This is a genomic window from Pseudomonas sp. W15Feb34 (genome assembly GCF_023127765.1).
In the GTDB taxonomy this organism is placed as follows: Bacteria; Pseudomonadota; Gammaproteobacteria; order Pseudomonadales; family Pseudomonadaceae; genus Aquipseudomonas; species Aquipseudomonas synxantha_A.
Window position 1 is genome coordinate 93,527 of sequence record NZ_SPKN01000021.1, and the last position, 21,570, is coordinate 115,096.

At 57.4% G+C, this 21,570-nt stretch carries 14 protein-coding genes; 6 read left to right on the forward strand and 8 right to left on the reverse strand.

Annotation, left to right across the window (positions count from 1 at the left end; genetic code table 11):
• Positions 1-41 precede the first annotated feature (41 nt).
• Complete coding sequence (locus E4O97_RS08955) at positions 42-5,213, forward strand: DUF6543 domain-containing protein (RefSeq protein ID WP_248161168.1); 5,172 nt, start codon at positions 42-44, stop codon at positions 5,211-5,213.
• 53 nt (positions 5,214-5,266) lie between these two features.
• Here E4O97_RS08955 and E4O97_RS08960 read toward each other — a convergent pair whose 3' ends face one another.
• Positions 5,267-6,391, reverse strand: a complete 1,125-nt coding sequence (locus tag E4O97_RS08960; protein ID WP_248161171.1) for an OpgC domain-containing protein — start codon at positions 6,389-6,391, stop codon at positions 5,267-5,269.
• 222 nt (positions 6,392-6,613) lie between these two features.
• Here E4O97_RS08960 and E4O97_RS08965 point away from each other — a divergent pair, with 222 nt between their 5' ends.
• Genes E4O97_RS08965 through E4O97_RS08975 form a run of 3 tightly spaced genes read left to right on the forward strand, consistent with a single transcriptional unit; the run spans position 6,614 to position 9,524 of the window.
• Entirely contained in the window at positions 6,614-6,988 is a 375-nt protein-coding gene (locus E4O97_RS08965; protein WP_248161173.1) for a GtrA family protein, read from the forward strand.
• Entirely contained in the window at positions 6,985-7,947 is a 963-nt protein-coding gene (locus E4O97_RS08970; RefSeq protein ID WP_248161176.1) for a glycosyltransferase family 2 protein, read from the forward strand. The genes E4O97_RS08965 and E4O97_RS08970 overlap by 4 nt, the downstream gene beginning before the upstream one ends.
• The gene (locus E4O97_RS08975) at positions 7,944-9,524 is read left to right on the forward strand and encodes a glycosyltransferase family 39 protein (RefSeq protein ID WP_248161179.1); all 1,581 of its coding nucleotides are present in this window, start codon (positions 7,944-7,946) and stop codon (positions 9,522-9,524) included. The genes E4O97_RS08970 and E4O97_RS08975 overlap by 4 nt, the downstream gene beginning before the upstream one ends.
• A gap of 79 nt (positions 9,525-9,603) precedes the next feature.
• Here the strand turns inward: E4O97_RS08975 and E4O97_RS08980 are convergent, their stop codons facing one another.
• From E4O97_RS08980 to E4O97_RS08990, 3 genes are all read right to left on the reverse strand, one after another.
• Entirely contained in the window at positions 9,604-11,853 is a 2,250-nt protein-coding gene (locus E4O97_RS08980; RefSeq protein WP_348984550.1) for a glycoside hydrolase family 3 N-terminal domain-containing protein, read from the reverse strand.
• 78 nt (positions 11,854-11,931) lie between these two features.
• Positions 11,932-12,216, reverse strand: coding sequence for a putative quinol monooxygenase (locus E4O97_RS08985; protein ID WP_032877566.1), 285 nt, complete (start codon positions 12,214-12,216; stop codon positions 11,932-11,934).
• 12 nt (positions 12,217-12,228) lie between these two features.
• Entirely contained in the window at positions 12,229-13,848 is a 1,620-nt protein-coding gene (locus E4O97_RS08990) for an FMN-binding glutamate synthase family protein (protein WP_078820385.1), read from the reverse strand.
• 238 nt (positions 13,849-14,086) lie between these two features.
• Here E4O97_RS08990 and E4O97_RS08995 point away from each other — a divergent pair, with 238 nt between their 5' ends.
• On the forward strand, positions 14,087-14,965 hold the full coding sequence (locus E4O97_RS08995; RefSeq protein WP_228309388.1) for a hypothetical protein: 879 nt from the start codon (positions 14,087-14,089) through the stop codon (positions 14,963-14,965).
• Positions 14,966-15,142: 177 nt separating this feature from the next.
• Positions 15,143-15,415, forward strand: a complete 273-nt coding sequence (locus E4O97_RS09000) for a type B 50S ribosomal protein L31 (protein WP_248161183.1) — start codon at positions 15,143-15,145, stop codon at positions 15,413-15,415.
• Positions 15,416-15,435: 20 nt separating this feature from the next.
• Here E4O97_RS09000 and E4O97_RS09005 read toward each other — a convergent pair whose 3' ends face one another.
• Genes E4O97_RS09005 through E4O97_RS09020 form a run of 4 tightly spaced genes read right to left on the reverse strand, consistent with a single transcriptional unit; the run spans position 15,436 to position 21,494 of the window.
• On the reverse strand, positions 15,436-16,815 hold the full coding sequence (locus tag E4O97_RS09005) for an ATP-binding protein (protein WP_248161185.1): 1,380 nt from the start codon (positions 16,813-16,815) through the stop codon (positions 15,436-15,438).
• Positions 16,812-18,629 carry a DAHL domain-containing protein gene (locus E4O97_RS09010; protein WP_216090807.1) on the reverse strand — a complete coding sequence of 606 codons (1,818 nt, stop codon included), beginning with the start codon at positions 18,627-18,629 and terminating at the stop codon, positions 16,812-16,814. The genes E4O97_RS09005 and E4O97_RS09010 overlap by 4 nt, the downstream gene beginning before the upstream one ends.
• On the reverse strand, positions 18,626-19,561 hold the full coding sequence (locus tag E4O97_RS09015; RefSeq protein ID WP_236648086.1) for a cytochrome c peroxidase: 936 nt from the start codon (positions 19,559-19,561) through the stop codon (positions 18,626-18,628). The genes E4O97_RS09010 and E4O97_RS09015 overlap by 4 nt, the downstream gene beginning before the upstream one ends.
• A 58-nt stretch (positions 19,562-19,619) precedes the next feature.
• Positions 19,620-21,494, reverse strand: a complete 1,875-nt coding sequence (locus tag E4O97_RS09020; protein WP_248161187.1) for a GGDEF and EAL domain-containing protein — start codon at positions 21,492-21,494, stop codon at positions 19,620-19,622.
• Between the last annotated feature and the right edge of the window lie 76 nt (positions 21,495-21,570).

The window sequence follows — 21,570 nt, forward strand, 5'->3', positions numbered from 1 at the left end:
AGAGTGATCTTCAGCAGCCAATCCGGCACGGAGAGCACTCGATGAGCACTGACACCCCACCGTATTTTTTCAGCGAAACCCAAACAGATCGCACGCAGCTAAGCGAGCGCCAACGCTCACGCAACTTTACCCTCAAGGACCTTGACTGGTTCGACTCGGTCTATCTGGCCACCGATGCTTTGCGGCGGGCGCACAAAGCGCCGATGCACGTCCAAACCCTGCAACTGAATGTGCTTGGTCAACCGGCTATTGAATTGGCGGGTGCATTCGTCATGAGCCCCGCCCCAGAAGGCGGGGTTGTTCTCTATACACCCGCTCGTGGTCTGGAAAAGCTGGAAAGCCATGAAATCCTCAAGACGCAACTGAAGTCGTGGCTCAAAGACTCGTCGCAGCGCCAAGCGTTGCTTGATTACCTTTCCATCTCCCAGCAAGTCACCCTGACGCCTACTGCAACCCTGACGATTACCGAACATACCGTGGCTGGCGCTGTCTTCGAAGCACAACATGCGACCCTCTCCAATAACCTGCTCGAAAATGCTCGTTTGATGCGCGAGGAGCTGCTCAAGCTGCCCAGTTTCACTTCTCTGCTGGATGAATACATTTCCTCCAAGTTGGCGCAGTCTTTTACGGGGGGCGATCAGCGCCAAATCCAAGTGCAGAGTTATGTCATCGACGCATCCAGCGAATCAGGCAATTCTGATTCGCCAACGTCCCGACACACGACCACCCGCTCCTTGAGCGAAACTGTCCTCAGGTGTTTTGTCGCCAATGGCTGGCCTGTGGGTGAAACCCGGCGCTACCACAACCCCCAGCAGCCTACTCAGGAAGCTGATGATCAGTTGCGTTGGGACGTATCAGTCCAGGGATTGGCCCAGGGCTTGAAAGCATATATGAAGCAACAGCCCAAGACATTTTGGACGCTGCCGGCCGCCGCTGGGTTCTCACGGCTACAACTTTTTACCAACGCCATGGCCAATGCCTTTTTCACGGTGGCGCTGGAGCAACAACAGCAAACTACGATTACGGTTGAGCAGCGTCTGCAACTACAGGCCTTGCCGCTCAAGGCTGCGCTGCCTGCGACAACGCTTGCTCCTGCGATCGATGTTGAAAAGGCACTGCTGAGTGAGCCCGAACAGACCCCCGCCGAGCTGGCAGGCACACTTATCATCAGTAGTAACAAAAGCGACAATGGCTCGCCCTGGCTGCTCTATACCCCCCTCCAGGGCCTGCGATCGTTTACCGATCTGAGCGCCCTGAAAACCCACCTTCTCGATAGTCTCAACCCCCGGCAGCATGCCGATGCCTGGAGAAAGCATCTGTCCAGGCCGGAACGCTATAACGAAGTCGACCTGCTGGCCTGCGAAGTCACCAAAGGCCCCATCACCGGGGTTATTTTCCAACGCATCATGGAGGGCATCATTGAAAAACAAGGTCGCAACCTTGAATACGCCCTCGATCAGTATCGCCTGAGCCAGGGCACGATGGACCTCGATGCCCTGGTTGATCATGTGCTGGATGTACGTGGAATGATTGATCCAACATTACTGACCTTCGAACCCATGGGGCGTTGGAGTACCCAGTTGACAGAGACCTGGACGGCGACGGTGACTGAACCCAGGATTCCACCAACGCTTGCTGCAATGCGCACAACGGTGCATTTACTCGAAAACGTCACTGCCGAAATCGAACAACACCTATCGTTTCGCCCCTCGCTGGAGCGTTCCGTTATCACCTATCTCAATACCAAACTGTACGCTATCAAGCAGCAAGAGTTGCAGGCCGCGTGCCTCTCGGTACGCCAATACAGCAACCCTTCAAATGGCACTGACAAACCTCAACTGCTCTCATCGAGCAGTATGGTCGACTATTTTCTGGCGCGCTTATGTGGCGAAGTGGGTCCACTCATCGATCCGCTTAACACTCACGTCTATTCAACCCCTCCTGGCAAACCCGCCACCAAGGTCTCAGGTATGGACGCCGCTACGTTCAATACGCTGATCAACAGTGCAGTCGGTGGGTTTAAACAGTACCTGCGTAGAACCCACAGCGTGTCCCCCAACATGCAGCCCTTGCTGAGAAAGGCAATGGAGATGGGCTTGACAGGGGAAGTGCAAGTCAGGCTTTGGAACAACGCTTTATTGCCCCTCGACTACGAAGTGCTTTTGACCGTGTTAGGTATTTACGCCAGAGACTTACGCCCTGGTGTCAATGGGTTCCGCCCTGATGCGTTTTCTTTGCAGGTCGTACCGACTGGGCAGAATACCCCGCTGGTACTCAATAACTGTTTCGTGCTGACCGAGCGCGGCGGGCTTGATCTTCGATATTCGGGCCGCACGCTGCTGTGGACGCCCGCGTTGGGCCTGGAAAGCTTCTGCTCATTGAATGACTTCAAAGCAGAGATGGATCGACGCCTGGCAATCCCGAACGAGCGACAGGCTTTCCTGGCGAACCTGGCGCCACCGGACTGGGAGGCACAACCGAGCTATGCATTCAGTTCCCTTGAACTGATCGAAGACAACCTCGTTGAGCACTTGCAACGAACCTACGCTCAACAAAAAGACCGTGAACTGGCGCAAATCCTGTCCATGCAGCTATCGGTCGATCAGTTGCGTAAGCTCTGGCAGGTTCAAGCCACACAAAGCCTGGCGCCCACCAACGTGCAGCGTGCCAAGGACATGGTCCAGGCCATGATCCAGCAACAGGGTTTGCAATGGTTGGGCAAAGCCCATGCTGTGGATCAACAGCTGTACGTCGAATTGCTGGAGCAGTATCGAAACAACGTCACCGACCATCAGGATTACCTGCACGGGATCGACTCACTGGCTCAGTTCACGCTCAAGAAACTCAGCACGTTACTCAAGGACCTTGACGTTCAGGACAGCGTCACACCTGATGAAGTCGAAGTCGGGCTACCGGCGCAGGGCAGTACACCTGCCCGCAACCAGTCGCTGCTGGACTATGCCTTGAGTCATCAGTCGTACTGGAAGGATGAGGTGCCCCTCTTCGCCAGCACCGGTACAACGCCGTTGCCATCCACCCTGGATGCGCAGACGCTGAAAACGCGGATACAGGCGTTGAACATCAACGCGGCTTACCAAACGTACATCAAGTCCTTCCTGGGCCCTGCCAGCCCGGACTTTGAGCAACGCTATACGCGATTCGCCAAGCAACTGCCGTGGCAATTGATGCAATACGCTCACGGCATGAGGTTGCAAGACCAGCTTTCACCGACGGCCTTCGGGCTCATTCAACAGATCATGGATATGCCCGATGCGATCGCCCGTGCGACAGTAGTGAATGCCAACGCCATGATCCGCCCTCTGGAACTGCTGGTGGAGGACGGGAAGAAAACCATCAAGATTCCCGGGGCTTATTTGATCGGCTCCGCCTCCGGTGACGAGGGGCCTCAAATCCTTTATGCCCCCTATAGTCCAGGCTACACCCTCAAGGAATACACCGTTGAGGCCGCACTCCGTGCTGAGTTGACAGCCGCCGGAGCCTTACAGCGTTGGGTTCGGCTGGGGGGCCCGGCCGTTGACCAAGCGGCACTGACAAGCGCACTGGAGCAACCCCTGGCCAGCACCACCCTGCAGCTGGCAAGCAACCCCATCAACACGCCGCTGTTCAAACAGCTGTTCACCGACAATGTCGAGCTGCTGACAACGCTGCTGGGCTGCCAAAAAACCGCTGATGCAGGCACTGCCTGGGATACGGCCAAGGCCGTGTTCTCTGAGGGCGTGCAGGCGGCCACTGTATTTTTTGCCGGCAAACTGGCCTACCCCCTGGTGGTCTGGCAGAGCTATAAACTGTTCAAGGCTTCTGCCGAGGAGCTGCAAAGCCACCAGTGGCATGAGGCACTGGGGCATTTCATCAGTGGTGTCGCCTTGCTGGCCGGTTTGAGCGATTCCATGCCTCCCGTATCAGAGGGCGGCATGCCCCCGGCACCTTCTACACCCGTGGCCTCTGTGGTGTCCTGGCCCGCGCTGGACATTACCGCTGCTTCCCGCACCCGGCTCCAGCGTTTTGAAGTCCTTGAGCCGAGCTTGGCCAGCCTGATCAAAGATACCTCACTCAACCTTTACCGGTCGGCCTCCAACCACTACTACGCGGCGGTGGCAGGGAAAGTGTTCGAAGTCATCAAGCATGGCCAGGGTTGGCGCATCATCGGTGATGGCGAAGTCGGTCCTGAGGTACAGCGCAACCCTCGACAACAGTGGATGCTCAGTAGCACTGACCCATTGCTGACGGGGCGACGAGCCATTGCGCGACTGACCAATCGCTTCTACTCCGAGCCATTTGCGCGCCCCAGCATGAATATATTGGCCAGCGGGATGCGCGAGATTCGAGCGCTATACGCTCAGGAATCGTTGATGATTACCGAAGCACTGGCATTGGCCACGTTTTATACAAAGAACGCCCAGGAAAACTTGCGCCTGCTCGCACAAACGCCCCTTGCTGCACCTGAGCTCGTCAAACAGATCAAAACGTTTTTTGGTTTGCAGACACTTGAGGCCGAACACCTTGAAAAAATTCAGGAGGTCGTCGACAAGGTGTGCAGCGCGCTGATGGAGCCTTCCCTGGCCTCGCCGAACTCAACGCGATTTGTCATTGGCCGCTCGCGGATGCCGGCACTTCAGGGGGTATACAAGGTGATGGCCTTTACGATTGTCCCCGACCCCCTTCAACTGGTGTACTTGACCGAGGCATTTTTCGTCCCAGGACTGAAATACAGTCATCTGTTGATAAAGCCGTTCTACGTCAATGTCCATGCCCGTGCGACCACCCTCATTCACGAAATCACTCATCATGTGTGTGCGACGTTGGACTTGGCTTACGTGCACTCCACCCATCCCTTCCATGACTTGATTGACCCTCAAACCACTGACGGCAATAGCACTAAGACAGTGTTGGAAAACCGCCAGCTTTCAAGACTGTCGCTCACTACGCCGGTTCAGGAGCTGTTTCAGGTTGTGGACATCGCCACCGGTCTCAAGTCTGATCCGAGCCTGGGCACGTCAACGGAGCCTGTTTTTAACAGGCTGCTCGCCGCTACGGGTACGCAAACCCTCAGCGATGCCCGGCGAATGTTCCGAACCGATCCGCTTAAACGCATCATTACGGTGCTTAACAACGCCGACTCTGTCGCCTACCTGATTGCACAATTGGGACGTCGAAAAGAGCTACCTGTGAGTCCAACCAGCGATTTGCCCTGATCCGAGAGGCACATTGCCGAACGCCATGCCCCGTTCGGGCATGGCGAGGTCCTTCAGGCGGGGCTGGCCTGCTTGGGGTGGGCCAGACGCTTGTTGAACTCCAGCCAAGCGGCCAGCAGGGCCATCACGCCAGCGCCCACCAACGCAGTGAAAATCTGCATGGAGAAGGCATCACCGGCCAGGGCATTGACCATATCCGCCAATGGCGCCAGCAGTACGCCCAGGCAGAACACTTCCAGCGAATAACGCCCCATCCGGCAGGTTTGCTGTGCTGGCCAGTTTTGTGTCCACGTGCTGCCCGGCAACAGTTTGGCGGTGACATAGGCCAGGGCCAGGAAGTGCAGCAAACGTACCGGCGACAGGTCAGTCTTGCTGATCGGGTACAGCCAGTTGCTGACGGTTGCGGGCATCACCGCGTCATGAACCTCAGGCCAGAACCACGACAGTGTGATCACACCGGCGACCAGCACATATACCAGCGCCGCGACAAACCGCGGTTGGCGCAGCAAGGGCCGCGCCTCCGGGGCTCTGGGCCGCTGGCTGTAAATCGCCGCGGCGCCCCCCAGCACAAACAGCAATTGCCAGGTAACAGGGTTGAAATACCACACGCCATCGGCAATGGCGCGCAGGTTCCAGCCCATCCACGGCGCCATCAGGTATACCACCAGCGAGACACTCACCACGGCCCAGGGCGCGCGCACCATCAGCGGCAGCACCACGGACAAACCAGCCAGCAAGACGATGTACAACGGCAACGGATCCATCAGGTTGGGCTTGAAGCGCAACAGCAGTTCGTCGGTCAGTGCCTGTTGCGGGTGGGTGACGAAGTGCGTCAGGCCCATCTCCGCCACCAGGTCGCGGGTTTCTACATGGTTGTTGGCGAAGAACACGATACCCATCAGCATGGCCAGCAGGAAAATATGCACCACATACAACACCCAGGTGCGGCGCAGGATTTTCAGGCAGGCCATCCAATAACCTTCTCGCTGCATGACCTTGCCGTAGGCCAGCACCGAGGCGAACCCGGCGAGAAACACGAAGACCTCCGCCGCGTCGCTGAAACCGAAGTTGCGCAGAGTGATCAGGCCAAGAGGGTTGTGGGGGACGTGATCCCAGAAAATGAAGATCAACGCCAGGCCCCGAAAAAAATCGATGCGCGGGTCGCGTCCGTTCAGCATGGCAGCGGGCTCTTGAACAAGTAGTTGAATGACGATAGGTGAGCGCGCGCGTTGTCGTACGCGGCACGTCGAGCGGGCGCAGGTTGGCGGTATTTGTAAGCAATTGCAAAGGTTGGGTATTACTGAATGTCTCAGTTGTAGGGAAGGGCACCTGTCAACCTTGACAGTAGACGCAAAAGGCGCGCCGTGGCTTGCTAACACGCAACCGCAAAGGACGACGGTATGGCCCGGCTATGGAAAGGTTTCACTCGTTACACAGTGATCGGTGTCGCCAATACGGTGATCCATTGGCAGCTGTTTTTTATGCTGCGGGCAGGGTTTGAGTTCAGCCAGGCGCTGAGTAATCTTCTGGCATTCTGTGTGGCGGCATCCTTCTCGTTTTATGTGAATGCCTTGTTCACCTTTGACATGCCGGTTTCCCTGGGCCGCTACCTGCTGTTCATTACGTGCATGGGAGTGCTAAGCCTGGGGGTAGGTTGGTTGGGTGATCATCTGCACATGCCAGGGCTTATCACTGTGCTGGTGTTTTCACTGGTCAGCTTGCTGTGCGGTTTTCTGCTGTCACGGTGGGTGGTGTTTCGCGAGCGTGGCCAATGAATATCTCGTTGGTGGTACCGGTGTTCAACGAGGAACAGACGGTGGCCGATTTCTACCGTGCGGTTCGGCAAGAACCGTCGTTGCAGGCCCACACCGTTGAAATCGTATTTATCAACGATGGCAGCACCGACGGTACTGCCGAAGCCGCCGAGACGCTGGCGTTGGTTGATCACGACGTGATGCTGATCAACTTCTCACGCAATTTCGGTAAGGAAGCTGCCTTGTTCGCCGGGCTGGAATACGCCACGGGCGACGCGGTGGTACCGATGGATGTGGACCTGCAGGACCCGGTGGACGTCGTCCCACGGCTGATCGCCGAGTGGCAGCGGGGCGCCGATATGGTGCTGGCCAAACGGCGCGACCGCTCCAGCGACGGTTACCTCAAGCGTAACGCCGCGTCGCTGTTCTACCGTTTGCTCAACCTTATCGCCTATACCCATATCGAAGAAAACGTCGGTGACTTCCGGTTGATGGACCGCAAGGTCGTGGACGTGATCAAGGCGCTGCCGGAACAGCAACTGTTCATGAAAGGCGTGCTGTCGTGGGCGGGGTTCACGGTGGCCATCGTTGAATACGATCGTGCTCCCAGAGCTGCGGGGCAGAGCAAGTTCAACGGCTGGAAACTGTGGAACCTGGCGCTGGACGGGATTACCTCGTTCAGTACCTTGCCGTTGCGGTTGTGGAGTTATATCGGCGGCGCAATTTCGTTATTGGCGTTGGTGTATGCCGGGTTTTTGATTGTGGACAAGGTGTTGTTTGGCAATGACGTGCCGGGGTATCCGTCGTTGATGACTGCGATTTTGTTTTTGGGCGGGGTGCAACTGATTGGGATTGGGATATTGGGGGAGTATGTGGGGCGGATTTATATGGAGGCGAAGCATCGGCCTCGGTATGTGGTTAAGAATGTAATCCAGGCAGGCGCTCGTGAGAAAATGCAAAGCAAGGAGTTCTTGAAATGAACACGAGTAGGGTCTATGGAGCCGTTTGTATAACTATCTGGTTGCTTATTATCGGACTGGCCACGGTTATTCGATTTTACCGATTGGGCGACCCCTTTATGTGGACGGACGAAGCCTTCAGCGTTCTTCTCAGTCGTCACTCTCCTGCTTTTATCTGGCTTCATACAGCTAATGATGTCCATCCACCTTTTTATTATGAGCTTTTGCATTACTGGATGAAGCTGTGGGGAGACAGTCCTTTTGCGGTTAGATCCATGAGTGCTGTAATGGGCGTGGCGGCGGTCGCCTTGGGTATCTGGCTTGCCGAATTGGTGGCGAATCGCAAGGTTGCCATGTGGGCGGGTGTAATGCTTGCCACGTTACCCATTGCGCTGCGTTACAGTCAGGAAGCACGCATGTATGCATTGATGACAGTGCTATTGTTTGCCTCGACAATTGCCCTGTTATATTGGGTCAGGCAACCGAGCAAATATCGGTTTCTGTGGGTGTATGTATTGTTGATCAGTGCCAGTTTTTATACGCATTACTTCACTGTTATGTGTGTGATAGCGCATTGGGGTTATCTGGGGCTATTGAGTGTACGCGGTACCCATAGGCCATCGCTGATACGGCGGCTGGCTTGGTGGCTGGCGAATGTTTCCATCGTTGTCGCGTATTCGCCCTGGCTCTTTACACTTTGGAACAGGCTCAGCACCTCCGATGTTGCCAATCAAACGGGCTCGATGGGGTGGATCGCTGGTGCAACGATTGGAACATTGCCATCGGCTTTCTGGAGAGCCTTAATGGCAACCAGCGGCAATACTCTATTTGATTCGCTGTATTACGTGGTGCCTTTGGTTGTTTTCATTATGGCCATCCGTTTGTTGCTGAGGGATCGTAGCCAGCATCAGTTTCCCAGCGCATTGGTTATCTATACCTATGTGCCGCTATTGGTGGTTTTCCTAGTGTCTCTGATATTGCCGATGTTTATGGAGCGTTATGTGTTTTTTGCGCTCATGGGACTACCAATTTTGATTGCATTGTTGTTGGACCGTGTGCGTCCCAGCGTGTTAAAGGGGGGGGTGATATTAGCGGTAGTAGCGCTGGAGTTCGTTGGGTTGCGCACGGTTTACAGTCAACGTGAAGATCTTGATGGAAGCCGCAATCGTCAGGATTTTCCTTTTGAGGAAATAGCAAGTTATGTTGCCCAGTCTTCAACGCTTGGCGATCGTATGGTGGTTGATGGCGGTCTCTGGTATTTCAGCGTGCTTTATTACAATCAGTCGTTAGTCATGCCACAGCTGCATCGAGATATCGATTCAGGCCTCGGCTCCTCGACTATTCTCGTCCCGTCAGCTGCCCAGGTGTACATCAGTGATCTGGCTTCTATTCCTCACAGTAACTGTCGTGTTTGGTGGTTGGGTCGCAAAGGAATAGACGTTATGTTTCCAGATAGTTGGCAGCAATTGTCTGAGCGGTCCATGGGAACAATGGACTTGCGCCTATACCAGACAGCGCCTGACGCGACGGGAGCTGGTTGTCCTGCTCCGGAACCCAGCAACGACACGGCTCTACGGCATCGAGTCAAAAAATCATAGCGGATTAAGCCGCAGAAACCTGCTACGCCTCATAACTTTCCCTGCACCATTTGCCAAATGCCCAAATAGGACTCGCCGTTCATTTCGCAGGCTGGCCTGGAATAAACAACTGACGCGTATCACTCACCTCGAAATGCGCCTGGTTGGCAGTAGTCGAATCCGGCCCGACGAAGACGGTAAAACCGCCAGCTTCGACCTTCGGTGAAAAATGCTCGTCGAGCAAGGCAAAGTCCTGTTGGCCCAGGGAGAAACTGACGCTGCGACTTTCGCCCGGTGCCAAATGAATTTTGCGAAAACCCCGTAGTCGGCGCACTGGGCGGGTGACGCTGGCAACGTCATCGCGCAGGTATAATTGGACGATTTCATCGCCTGCCCGTTTGCCGGTGTTGGTGACGGTGACCTCAACCCCCAGCGTTTGTGTGGACGCCAGTCGAGTGTGACTAAGGCGAGGGGAGGAGTAGCTGAACGAGGTGTAGCTCAGGCCGAAGCCAAATGGATAGAGCGGTGTCCAGGGCACATCGATATAGGCGGATGCGTAACTGCCATCACCGCTGGGTGGGCGGCCTGTATTTTTATGCGCGTAGTAAATGGGTATCTGCCCCACATGGCGAGGGAAGGTCATTGGCAGCTTGCCGCTGGGGTTGACGTCACCAAACAGCACATCGGCCACGGCATTTCCGGTTTCGCTGCCCAAAAACCAGGTTTCGAGCAATGCATGGGCTTGTTGCACTGAAGCATCGAGCACTAGGGGGCGGCCGTTCATGAGGACGATGACCAAGGGTTTCCCTGTCTCCAGTAATGAGTTTAGTAGCGCATTTTGCCCGCCCGGTAGACCGAGTTCGGCGCGGCTATGGGCTTCGCCGCTCTGTTCTGCGGTTTCTCCGAGTACGGCGATTATCAGGTCGCTGTCACGCGCGATTGTTTCGACCCGCGTGATGTCCTGGAGGTGCGGGCTGACGGGCGAAGCGCCGGGCAGGTAAGTAATCTCGGTGCCAGGGGCTACCGCATTGCGCAGGCCTTGCAAGACCGTGACGGAGTCTTCGGGGTTGGCAGCCCCGGCCCAAGGGCCGATGGTGGCGCTGGCGTCCGAAGCGAGGCTGCCGACCACCAGGACCTTGCCCGGTTGTTTGGAGAGCGGCAGCAGCGCGTCGTTGTTTTTTAGTAAGACGATAGATTTCTGTGCCGATTCTCGAGCCAGGGCACGGTGCTGTGGCGTTAGCTGGCTGGCCTGCTCGCGGGCTTCGTCGCTGTACCGGTAGGGATCATCGAACAGTCCCAGGCGCTGCTTGGCTTTGAGGACGCGACGCACAGCGTCATCCAGGTTTTTACGCGACACCTGGCCGTTGCGCACCAGTGTCGGCAGGTGCAGGCGATAGGATTGACTGGCCATCTCGATATCCACCCCGGCATTGAACGCCAGCCGTGCGGTGTCGGCTGGCGTGCCGGCGATACCTTGTGGCCCCAGTTCCCAGACAGCATTGAAATCACTGACCAGCAAGCCGGCGAACCCCCACTGCTTGCGCAACAGACCGGTCAGCAGGGCGGTATGGCTGTGCATGGGAACGCCGGCCAGCTCGTTGAACGACGGCATGATTGCATCGACGCCGGCCGCGACGGCTGCCTGGAAGGGAGGCAAGTAAACCTCTCTCAGTGTCCGCTCCGACAGATCGGCGACGTTGTAGTCTCGACCGCCTTCGGCAGCCCCGTAGGCGACAAAGTGTTTTGCCGTAGCGAGCATGGATGAGATGTCAGGTGCACCTGCACCCTGGAACCCGTGCACAAGTGCGGCGGCCAATGCAGAGCCAAGGAACGGATCTTCGCCAGCACCTTCCACCACGCGGCCCCAACGCGGGTCACGGCTAATATCGACCATGGGCGCAAAGGTCCAATGCACGCCACTGGCGGTGGCCTCAACGGCCGCCACGCGAGCGGTTCGTTGGGCCAAGTCCGGGTCCCAGGCTGAGGCTAGCGCCAGGGGGACCGGGAACACTGTACGAAAACCGTGCACGACGTCATAAGCGAATAACAAGGGGATATGCAGCCGGGAACCGTTAACCACCTGCTCCTGCAACTGACGGGTAGCTTGCGCGCTGCTGGCCCCCAGTACCGAGCCCACGAGGGCCACTGGCATCTGCGTCTGTTCGCCTTGATCAATGACGGGGCCGGTAGGCGTGCTCTGGATACTGAGTTGGCTGAGCTGGTCGATTTTTTCTTCAAGGCTCATTTTCGCTAGTAGGTCCTCGACCGGATCATTCTGGGCTACGGCCACTAGCGGGAGGGAGACGAGTAGTAATGAGGCTAAACTTAAAGGCATGGTTGCGCCGTCCATGGGCAGGGTGTATGCCTTCAAGTATTTTGCATCCGAGCAGGATCATCTACTGTCAGAGTTGACAGTGCGGGGCTGTTTTCAGACAGGGGCCATCAGCAAAACCCGGCACGGCTTGGCCTGATACGCGTTGATCTGCGGCACCAACCGTTTGAAGTGCTCGGTCTGGCAGTGCGCATCCAGCGCCGCCTGATCAGGCCATTGTTCGATAAAGATAAAATGCCCTGGGTCTTTTTGATCGACAAACAGATCGTAGGCAACGCACAGCGGTTCCTGGCGGGTTTTTTCCACCAGTTCGGCGTACCACGGGCGCACGGTTTCCAGGTGCTCTGGCTTGATAAAGTCTTCAGCGATGACTTTCAACATGGTAGGCGTCCTTCAGGCAGCAGCGGTTTCATGGGGCTCAAAACTGTCTGCTCGCGCCATCTGCCACATGCGCGAATAGAACTCGCCGTTCACGTCTCCCGTGAGCAATTCGCCGGGCTTCAAGAACACATGCAGCTGCGAGAACAGTTTGATCTCTGTTGCCGACATGCGTCGCACCAAGTGCTTGGCCGACAACTGCGACGGATGATCCAGGCCCGCGGCGGCAAGCATTTCGGCCAGGGCGTGCAGCGTGTTGCGGTGGAAGTTGAACACACGCTGGGCCTTGTCCGGCACGACCAAGGCACGTTGGCGCAGTGGGTCTTGCGTGGCCACGCCGGTCGGGCATTTGTTGGTGTGGCATGACTGGGACTGGATGCAGCCAATGGCGAACATGAAGCCACGTGCCGAGTTGGCCCAGTCGGCGCCGATGGCCAGGACGCTGGCGATATCGAACGCACTGACAATCTTGCCGCTTGCGCCGAGTTTGATTTTGTCGCGCAGGTTCAGGCCCACCAGGGTGTTGTGCACAAACAGCAAACCCTCACGCAGCGGCACGCCGATATGGTCGGTGAACTCCACGGGGGCTGCGCCGGTGCCACCTTCCTTGCCATCGACCACGATAAAGTCGGGGAGGATGCCGGTTTCGAGCATGGCCTTGGCGATGCCCATGAATTCCCACGGGTGGCCCAGACAGAACTTGAAACCCACGGGTTTGCCGCCGGACAGTTCACGCAATTGGGCGATGAAGTGCATCAGTTCGATGGGCGTGGAAAACGCACTGTGGCGTGACGGCGAGATGCAGTCTTCGCCCATCATGATGCCGCGGGTGTCGGCGATTTCCTGGGTGACCTTGTGCTTGGGCAGGATCCCGCCATGGCCGGGCTTGGCACCCTGGCTCATCTTGATTTCAATCATGCGCACTTGCGGGTTTTGCGCCTGCGTGGCGAAGCGCTCCGGGTCGAAACGGCCGTCGCTGGTGCGGCAGCCGAAGTAGCCGCTGCCCAGTTCCCAGGTCAGGTCGCCACCGTTTTCACGGTGGTAGGGGCTGATGCTGCCTTCACCGGTGTCGTGGGCAAAGTTGCCGAGCTTGGCGCCTTGGTTGAGCGCGCGAATCGCGTTGGCGCTCAACGAGCCGAAGCTCATGGCCGATATGTTGAACACCGACGCCGAGTACGGTTGTGTGCACTGCGGGCCGCCGACCATTACGCGAAATGCGCTGGGGTCGCTCAACGGTGCCGGGCGCATGGAGTGGCCGATAAATTCGAAGCCCGACTGGTATACATCGATCAAGGTGCCGAAGGGCTTGTCTGCGGTTTCGTTCTTGGCGCGCGAATACACCAGCGAACGCTGGGCCCGAGAGAAGGGCAGGGCGTCGCTGTCGGATTCGAGCAGGTATTGGCGGATTTCCGGGCGGATGCCTTCGACCAGGTAACGGATATTGCCCAGGATCGGGTAGTTGCGGCGCACCGCGTGGGGGCTTTGCAGCAGGTCGAAAATGCCGATCAGGCTGAGGATGCCGGTGACCAGAGTAATGGGCCACAACCATTCGTGTTCGATAAAGGGCAGGCTGGCGAGGGTGAAAATGACGCACACAGCAAAGAAGGCGTAGCGGCTTAACAAGGACAGGCTCATACGGTTTCCTTGGGTTCGGACTCTTCAGGTCGATCACCCATTCTGCACCTCTGGATTAAGCACGGACAAGGATTGATCGCTCAGTCGCGTATTTGTGCGTCTATGCATCAGTCCAGACAAAAAAAGCTATCAGCCTCATAGAGGAACTTATGACTGCCCAATCACCATTCATCGAATGTAAGACTAAGGACGCTGTTACTCAGAAGGAATGTATAACCACAGAGCAAGAGACTTACCTATGTCTATATCGATATCGGCATCGAACAATACTCATCATGCCTCGATTTATATCCCGATCATTCCCAACTGGGATAAGAGCCAATTAACCGGCTCCCAACGAGAGCAAGTCGCCCAAGAACATCAACGAATGGAAGGTATCGAGAAACCTGAGCGGAATGTGAGTCGCAAGCCGGAAATCTCCACTGGCCGTCCACCGGGTGATACCCGCACTGCGGACGAAATCATCAACGACAATCCGATCCTCAAAAACCTCGGCCATCAAAAAGATATTAATCGTCCATTGGCTTACAAACTTCTGGGTGATTGGACGAGTAACAATAAAGACCCTGAGTCACGAGCGGATGCCGCATTCAACGCTGCGCGGGTGCTTAACTATATCGATACGTCTTTATCGACTACAGGCGAACACCGAGGCAAAGCCCATGACAATGGCGACCTTGAAGGCATCACCCGTAGCGGTGATGCGCGGCACGGCACGCCGGCAGGTATGTGGAAGGACTTTACCGAGCAAGGTTATTCAGCCCTACGGCACCATCACCGCTTGGACAGTACCAACGACCGCCATGTCACCCAGGGCGGCGCCAACAAAGATAACCTGCAGCATGTTTCCGGTAAGATCGGCAAGAGAACCTGGTTTATCCCGGGGCTGAGCAATATTCTCCTGGGCATCAGCGACTCAAATGCGGGGTTGGCGGAGGCTGTGAAGGGGGCCAAGAAGGGGTTCGATAAAACTCGGGCTGATGGTTTTGACCAGGCACTTTTCAGTGCTGCGAGGGGGAATTTGGTGGGGGTCGTTCAAGGCTATGTCAACGCAGTGAAGCACAACGAAGCCACGCCTGATTTGGTTAAGTCAAAACTCGGGGCGACCGGCAGTTGAGTCGGATTGGTTTGAACCGATGAGCTCAATCATGGATTAGCTCGATTTCCTGGAAAGGGACTTCCAGGAACGCCTGGAACGTTTCCAGCGGTTATTATTGCAATCGGTTCTCGTTTGCAGGGGCATTTAGTGTTACTGTATAACGCGTCTAATGCACCCAAACGCCCCGGAGGCCTTATGAAAGTTGGTATCCACCCTGACTACCGCACCGTACTGTTCCACGACACCGCCGCCGACGTGTACTTCCTCATCGGCTCCACTGCCGACAGCGACCGCACCCACACACACAGCGACGGCAACACTTATCCCTATATCCCGTTGGATGTTTCAAGTGCTTCGCACCCGGTCTACACCGGCCAACAGCGTAAGACCCAAGCCGAAGGCCGCATTGCCGGCTTCAACAAGCGCTTTGCCTCGTTTGGGTCGACCCCGAAAAAAGCCGACGCGTGAGGATGATTCGGCGGCGTGCCCTACGCCGCCGTCTGGCGAATCGGCAACACCACGCGAAATGTCGTGCCCCTGCCCAGTTCGCTGCTGACGGAGATATCCCCGCCGTGTTTCTTGATGATGCCGTAGGACAGTGACAATCCCAGTCCAGTCCCTTCGCCCACAGGCTTGGTGGTAAAGAACGGGTCGAAAATCTTCTGTAAGCTTTCAGGGGCAATTCCGCAGCCGTTATCGGCCACTTCCAGCCAGATATTCTCGCCTTCCACGCCGTTGCTGATGGTAATGGTGCCACGCTGGGGCCCCATGGCCTGGGCCGCATTGATCACCAGGTTCATCACTACCTGATTGAGCTGCGAGGCCAGGCATTCGATGTCCGGCAGGGGCGTGTAGTGCTTGACCACGTCGGCCTTGTACTTGAGTTCGCTGGCGACGATGTTCAGGGTCGAATCGATGCCTTGCTGCAGGTCAGCCAATTGCCAGGTCTGGTCGTTATCCACGCGTGAGAAGTTCTTCAGGTCTTTGACGATCTGCACGACACGGCCAATCCCTTCCTTGGATTCGCGGATCAGGATCGGTATGTCTTCCTTGAGGAAATCCAGTTCCAGGTCGGTGCGCAAAACCTTTAGCTGATCCCGCTGTTCTGGCGCCGCGAGGTGTTCCTCGCTGCGTTGATAGGCGTCGAGCATCTGTTGCAGCTGCGTGAAGTAGCTGTCGAGCGTGCTGAGGTTGGAGGAAATAAACCCCACCGGGTTGTTGATTTCATGGGCGACGCCGGCGGCGAGCTGCCCAAGGGAGGCGAGCTTTTCCGACTGCACCAGTTGGCTTTCCAGATGCTTGCGCTCGTTGATTTCCAATTGCAGCGCCTGGGTGCGTTCTTCAACCAGTTGTTCCAGCAGAGATGTTTGCAGCGACGCACGCCGGGCCATGTCCCATTTATTAGCCAGGGTATTGGCCATCTGTTGCACTTCAATATTGTCGAACGGTTTTTTCAGGATCAGCAAACGGTCATGGGCCTGCAGGCGCAACAGCAGGTCTTCCCAGGAGTAATCCGAGTACGCGGTGCATACCACCACTTGCAACTCGGGTGCGACCTGCCATAACGCCTCGATCGTCTTCGCGCCGTCCCAGCCTTGGGGCATGCGCATGTCAACGAACGCCAGTGCATAAGGACGCTGCTGCGCCATGGCGCTGGTGAGCAAGCCCAGGCCCTCTTCGCCGCCATAGGCCGAATGCAGTTCGAACGCCTGGGCCTGGGGCTTGGCCGCGTCACCAAACAGTGCCGACTCCATGTCATCCAGCGCCTGGTTGGGCGCAGTATCCGGCATCAGGATCTTGCGAAAATCCTCATGAATGGACGGTGTGTCATCGATCAGCAGGACGCGCCGGTTGGGAGGTTGGTTCATGAGCTGCTTCCGGCAAGGGTCAGGGGAATGGTCAAGGTGAATACCGCGCCGAGGCCCGGCCCGTCGCTGTGAGCACTGAGCTGGCCGTGCATTTGCACTGCGGCCAGGGCGCAGCTGTGCAGGCCGAAGCCATGGCCTTCTTTGCGCGTGGTAAAACCATGGGTGAAGATCCGTGTCATGTTCTCGGGGGGTATGCCTTCGCCATCGTCCTTCACACTGATCTTCAAGGTATCTTCACCCTGGGCCTCGACCTTCAGCGTGATTTGCCGTGGCCTCTCGGAAAGGTTGGACATGGCGTACTTGGCGTTGCTGATCAGGTTGACCATGATCAGCAGCAGGCGATGCTTGTCGCCGAGGATCTGCGGTACTTGTGCGTATTCCTTGACCACAGTGACGTGGTGACGGCTCAGCGCGCCGGCGTTCATGCGCAGGGCATCGTCCATCAAGGCGCCGATATTGATCGGCTCCAGCAATGTGGCGGCGCCGGCATAGGATTGCTGGGTCGAGACGATGTCCTTGATGTGATCGATGCTTTTGCTCAGTTGCGCCAGCTCATCGCTCATGCCCTGTTGCTCCACGGCGATCGCTTCCACCAGTTGGTTGAGGTAGCCGGGCAGCAATTTGCCCTTTGCATCTTCGGTGAGAAAGGTGCCCAGGTCGCCCTGGTGTGCGTTGATCAGTTGCATCGCTTTGCCCAGGCCCAGCGCTTTGCTGCTGCGCAGTTTACGGCTGACCAGCTCGGCAGAAATATTCACGCTGTTGAGCACGTTGCCGACGTTGTGCAGCACGTTGGTGGCGATCTCTGCCATGCCTGCCTGGCGGGCGCTGTCCAGCAGTTCGCTCTGGGCATCCTTGAGTTGTTGGGTGCGCCGTTCCACCCGTTGCTCCAGGGTTTCGTTGGCCGATTGCAAGGCGCGATTGACGCGGTTGATCTCGGCGAAACTGCGCAGCAGACGCACCGCCAGGTAGAGCAACAGCACCACCAGCAGCGTCGAGAAGATCAGCAGGTAGCGATGATATTGATGGTCAACGAGGTCCGCGGTCTGCTGGTCCTGATTGAGGTGGGTGGTCAGGTCATCGAGGCGCTCGGCCACCGGCACGGCGGCAATGCGTTCGAGGAGGCTGTTGACCAGCGGCTGCTCGCGCAGGATCAGCGAAATATGGTTGCTGAGGATCTCCACCGGCGCCTGGAACTCACTGGGCAGGCTCTGTTTGTTGATCGCCAGTTTGCCCAGGCCCACCAGGATATCGGCGGCGCGTTCATCGCTGGTGACCTGGGCAAACTCCAGGCTGCTGAGCAGCAGGTCGTAAGTGTCGGTGGCCACGCCTTGCACTTGCAGCCGGCCTTGATCGTCAATCTGGTTGAATTGGGCTTGAATGTCGTCTTCGGCGGTCGGCAAAAACGCCAGCGAGTTGCGCAATACGGCGTTGTGGGACTTGAACTGATCCACCAGCCGGGCTTTTTCCTGGATAGCGGCCACATACGCTGCCTGGCTGGCTTGCCAACTCGGCAGGTCGGCAGGGTTGTGGTAGGTGTCGCGGCCTTGTAGTTCAGACCAGATACGGGTCATGTCCGAGAGGGGCGTGACCAGCGGATCGTAGTTGTGGGTAATCGCGATCCGGGCCTTGAGCACTTCACTGTCCCATTGGGCATTGAGTTGCTGAAGCTGGCGGATCAGGTCCCGGGACTGGGTATAAGTGGCTGTTTGGTCGCGGGAAGATTTGAGGTACAAAAACACCAGTGTAGAGGCCAATAACAAGGCTATCAGGCCCAGCAGCATCTGGCTGGCACGACGGCGCGAAAAACGTCTCATAGCGGCTTGCCCGCCCATTCGCCGGTCAAGGTTCTGAGAAACTGGATAATCAGCTCCTTGTCTTCCTGAGAAGGATTGCGCCCCAACTGATACTTGAACATCACGTCAACCGCCTCTTCAAGCGTCTTGGCCGAGGCGTCGTGGAAGTAAGGTGCGGTGACGGCCACATTGCGCAGGCTGGGCACCTTGAACACGTGGCGGTCCTCTTCATCGCCGGTCAGCAGGTAGCGGCCCAGGTCCGATTCGACCGGGTTGCCTCGTGCCTTGAAGTAATCGTCCATCACGCCGAATTTCTGCAACATATTGCCGCCGATATTCACGCCCTGATGGCAGGCAATACAGCCGTACTCCTTGAAACGCTGGTAGCCGTATTTTTCCTTGATCGTCAGTATCTCGGTGTTGCCCAGCAGGTACTGGTCGAAGCGCGAGTTGGGCGTCAGCAGCGTGCGCTCGTAACTCGCCAGCGCATCCTGCACGTTGGCGGCACTGACGCCATCGGCATACACCTGCGCGAAGGCGCGCTGGTAATCAGGGTAGGCGGACAGGTTGTATTCCACAGCTTTCCAGTCGCTGCCCATTTCCACCGGGCTGATGACCGCGTGCTCGATCTGCGCTTGAAGGGTGTCGACCCGGCCATTCCAGAACTGCTTGAAGTTCAGGCTGGCGTTGAACACGGTGGGCGTATTGAGTGGCACCGGCTTGCCATCCAGGCCAAGGGAGAAAGATTTGTTGTCGGCGCCGCCGGTTTCCAGGTGATGGCAGCTGGCGCAGGACAAGCTGTTATTGGCCGATAAGCGCGGATCATTGAACAGCCGACGGCCCAGCTCAACCTTGGCCGGATCCTGTAGGGGAACACTCGGCAACGGCTTTAGGGCTTCGTCCAGCGGTGCGGCCGCGAGTACTGCGCCGGTGCACAGGCCCAACGCGAGCACAAGGCTGAATCGGGTAGTAGAAACGTTGCTCAAGCGAGCACTCCTTGCAGGCCTAGGGCTATGGATGGGGCATCAGTGTCGCGCAACCCACTTGCAGCAACTGCACGAAATCCTTGGGGGGCAAGGCCTTGCTGAAGAGAAAACCCTGGCCCTCTTCACACTTGTGGGCCTTGAGGAAATTGAGTTGCTCGACGGTTTCCACGCCTTCGGCAATGATGTTCAGCTCCAGGCTCTTGCCCATGCCGATGATAGCGCTGATCAGTTGTTCGTCCTGGTTATTTACGCTGAGGCCGCGCACGAAGGACTGGTCTATTTTCAGCACATCGATGGGAAAGCGCCGCAGGTAGCTCAGACTCGAATAGCCGGTGCCGAAATCGTCCAGCGCCAGACGCACGCCCATGGCCTTGATTCTGCGCAGGGTGTCTACGGTCTCGTCGACATTCTGCATCAGTACGCTTTCGGTGATTTCCAGCTCCAGCTGGGCGGGCGGCAGGCCGGTTTGCTTGAGGATGGCGGCCAGGTTGTCGACGAAGTCCCGTTGGCGAAAGTCGATCGCCGAGATGTTCACCGACATGCGCAGCGGCGCCAGGCCCAGATCCCGCCAGGCTTGGGCTTGCTCGCAGGCTTGGCGCAACACCCACTGGGTCAGGCGCACGATCAGCCCGCTGTCTTCGGCCACCGGAATGAACTGCGCCGGGCTGATCCAGCCTGACTGCCGTTCAAACCAGCGGGTCAACGCCTCGGCGCCGACGATCCGCCCGGACGCCAGATCCAGCTTGGGTTGGTAATGCAGGACGAACTCATGACGTTCCAGGGCCTGGCGCATCGCGCTCTCCAGGTTTTGCTGGTGCTGGGCGCGGCGGTTCATGTCTTCGGTGTAAAAGCTGAAGTCGTTGGGGCCACGTTCCTTGCTGGTGCGCATGGCGGTTTCGGCGTGCTTGATCAGTTGCACCGCATTGGTACTGTCATTGGGGTAAATGCTGATACCCAGGCTTGCGGTGACGTTCAGGTCGTGCCCCGCAATATGACGCGTTGCGCTGACGGCGCTGAGCAGTTTTTGCGCAATGTGTTGGGTTTGCTGAGGGTGTTGGATATCGTTGAGCAGGATCACGAACTCATCGGCGCCGTAGCGAAACGTTGAATCCGAAGCGCGTACCGTCGCCACCAGGCTGCGACTGACGTGCTGCAGCACTTCATCGCCCACCGGATAGCCGAGGGCGTTGTTGATGCGTTTGAAGCGGTCCAGCCCGATAAACATCACCGCCAGTTGCGAGTCATGCCGCCGGCCCAGGGCGATGGCCTGGGTCAACCGGTCGCCGAGTAACGTGCTGTTGGGCAACTCGGTGAGGGCATCGTATTGCAACAGGTGCGAGACCTTGAGCAGTTCCTGCACGCGTTCTTCAATGATGCGTTCCAGGCCGAGCACCTTGTGGGCCACGTCCTGGGCCAGTTGCCATTTCCAGGTCAGTGCGCTGGCCATCTGGCGGATTTCCAAGGGGTCGAAAGGTTTTTTCAGGATCAGCAACTGATCGCTGTATTTCAGTCGCGCTTCGATGGCCTCAAAGGAATAGTCGGAGTAGGCGGTGCACAGGGCGATTTGCAGGTTGGGGTCGACGTTCCATAGCTGTTCGATGGTTTGCAGCCCGTCCCAGCCGGGCGGCATGCGCATGTCGATAAACACCATGGCGTAGGGGGCGTTGTCCGCCAGCGCCTTGTTCACCAGCGCCAGCGCTTCCTGACCCTGGTAGGCGGAATCCAGCTCGAACGCTTGGCGCAACGGTGCAGTGGTGCCGAACAGGGTCGACTCCAGGGTATCGAGGGAGGGCTTGCCGTCTTCATCGGCGCAGAGGATCTTGCGAAAGTCCTGATGGATCGAGGCGGTGTCATCGACGATGAGGATGCGACGGTTGGCACGTTCACCTTGGGTGTTCATGGCGCGTCTGGCCTAGGCAAAAGACTTGATGGCATAGCGATTCCTTCCCTGGCTGGACTGCGTAGCTCGGTGCCCA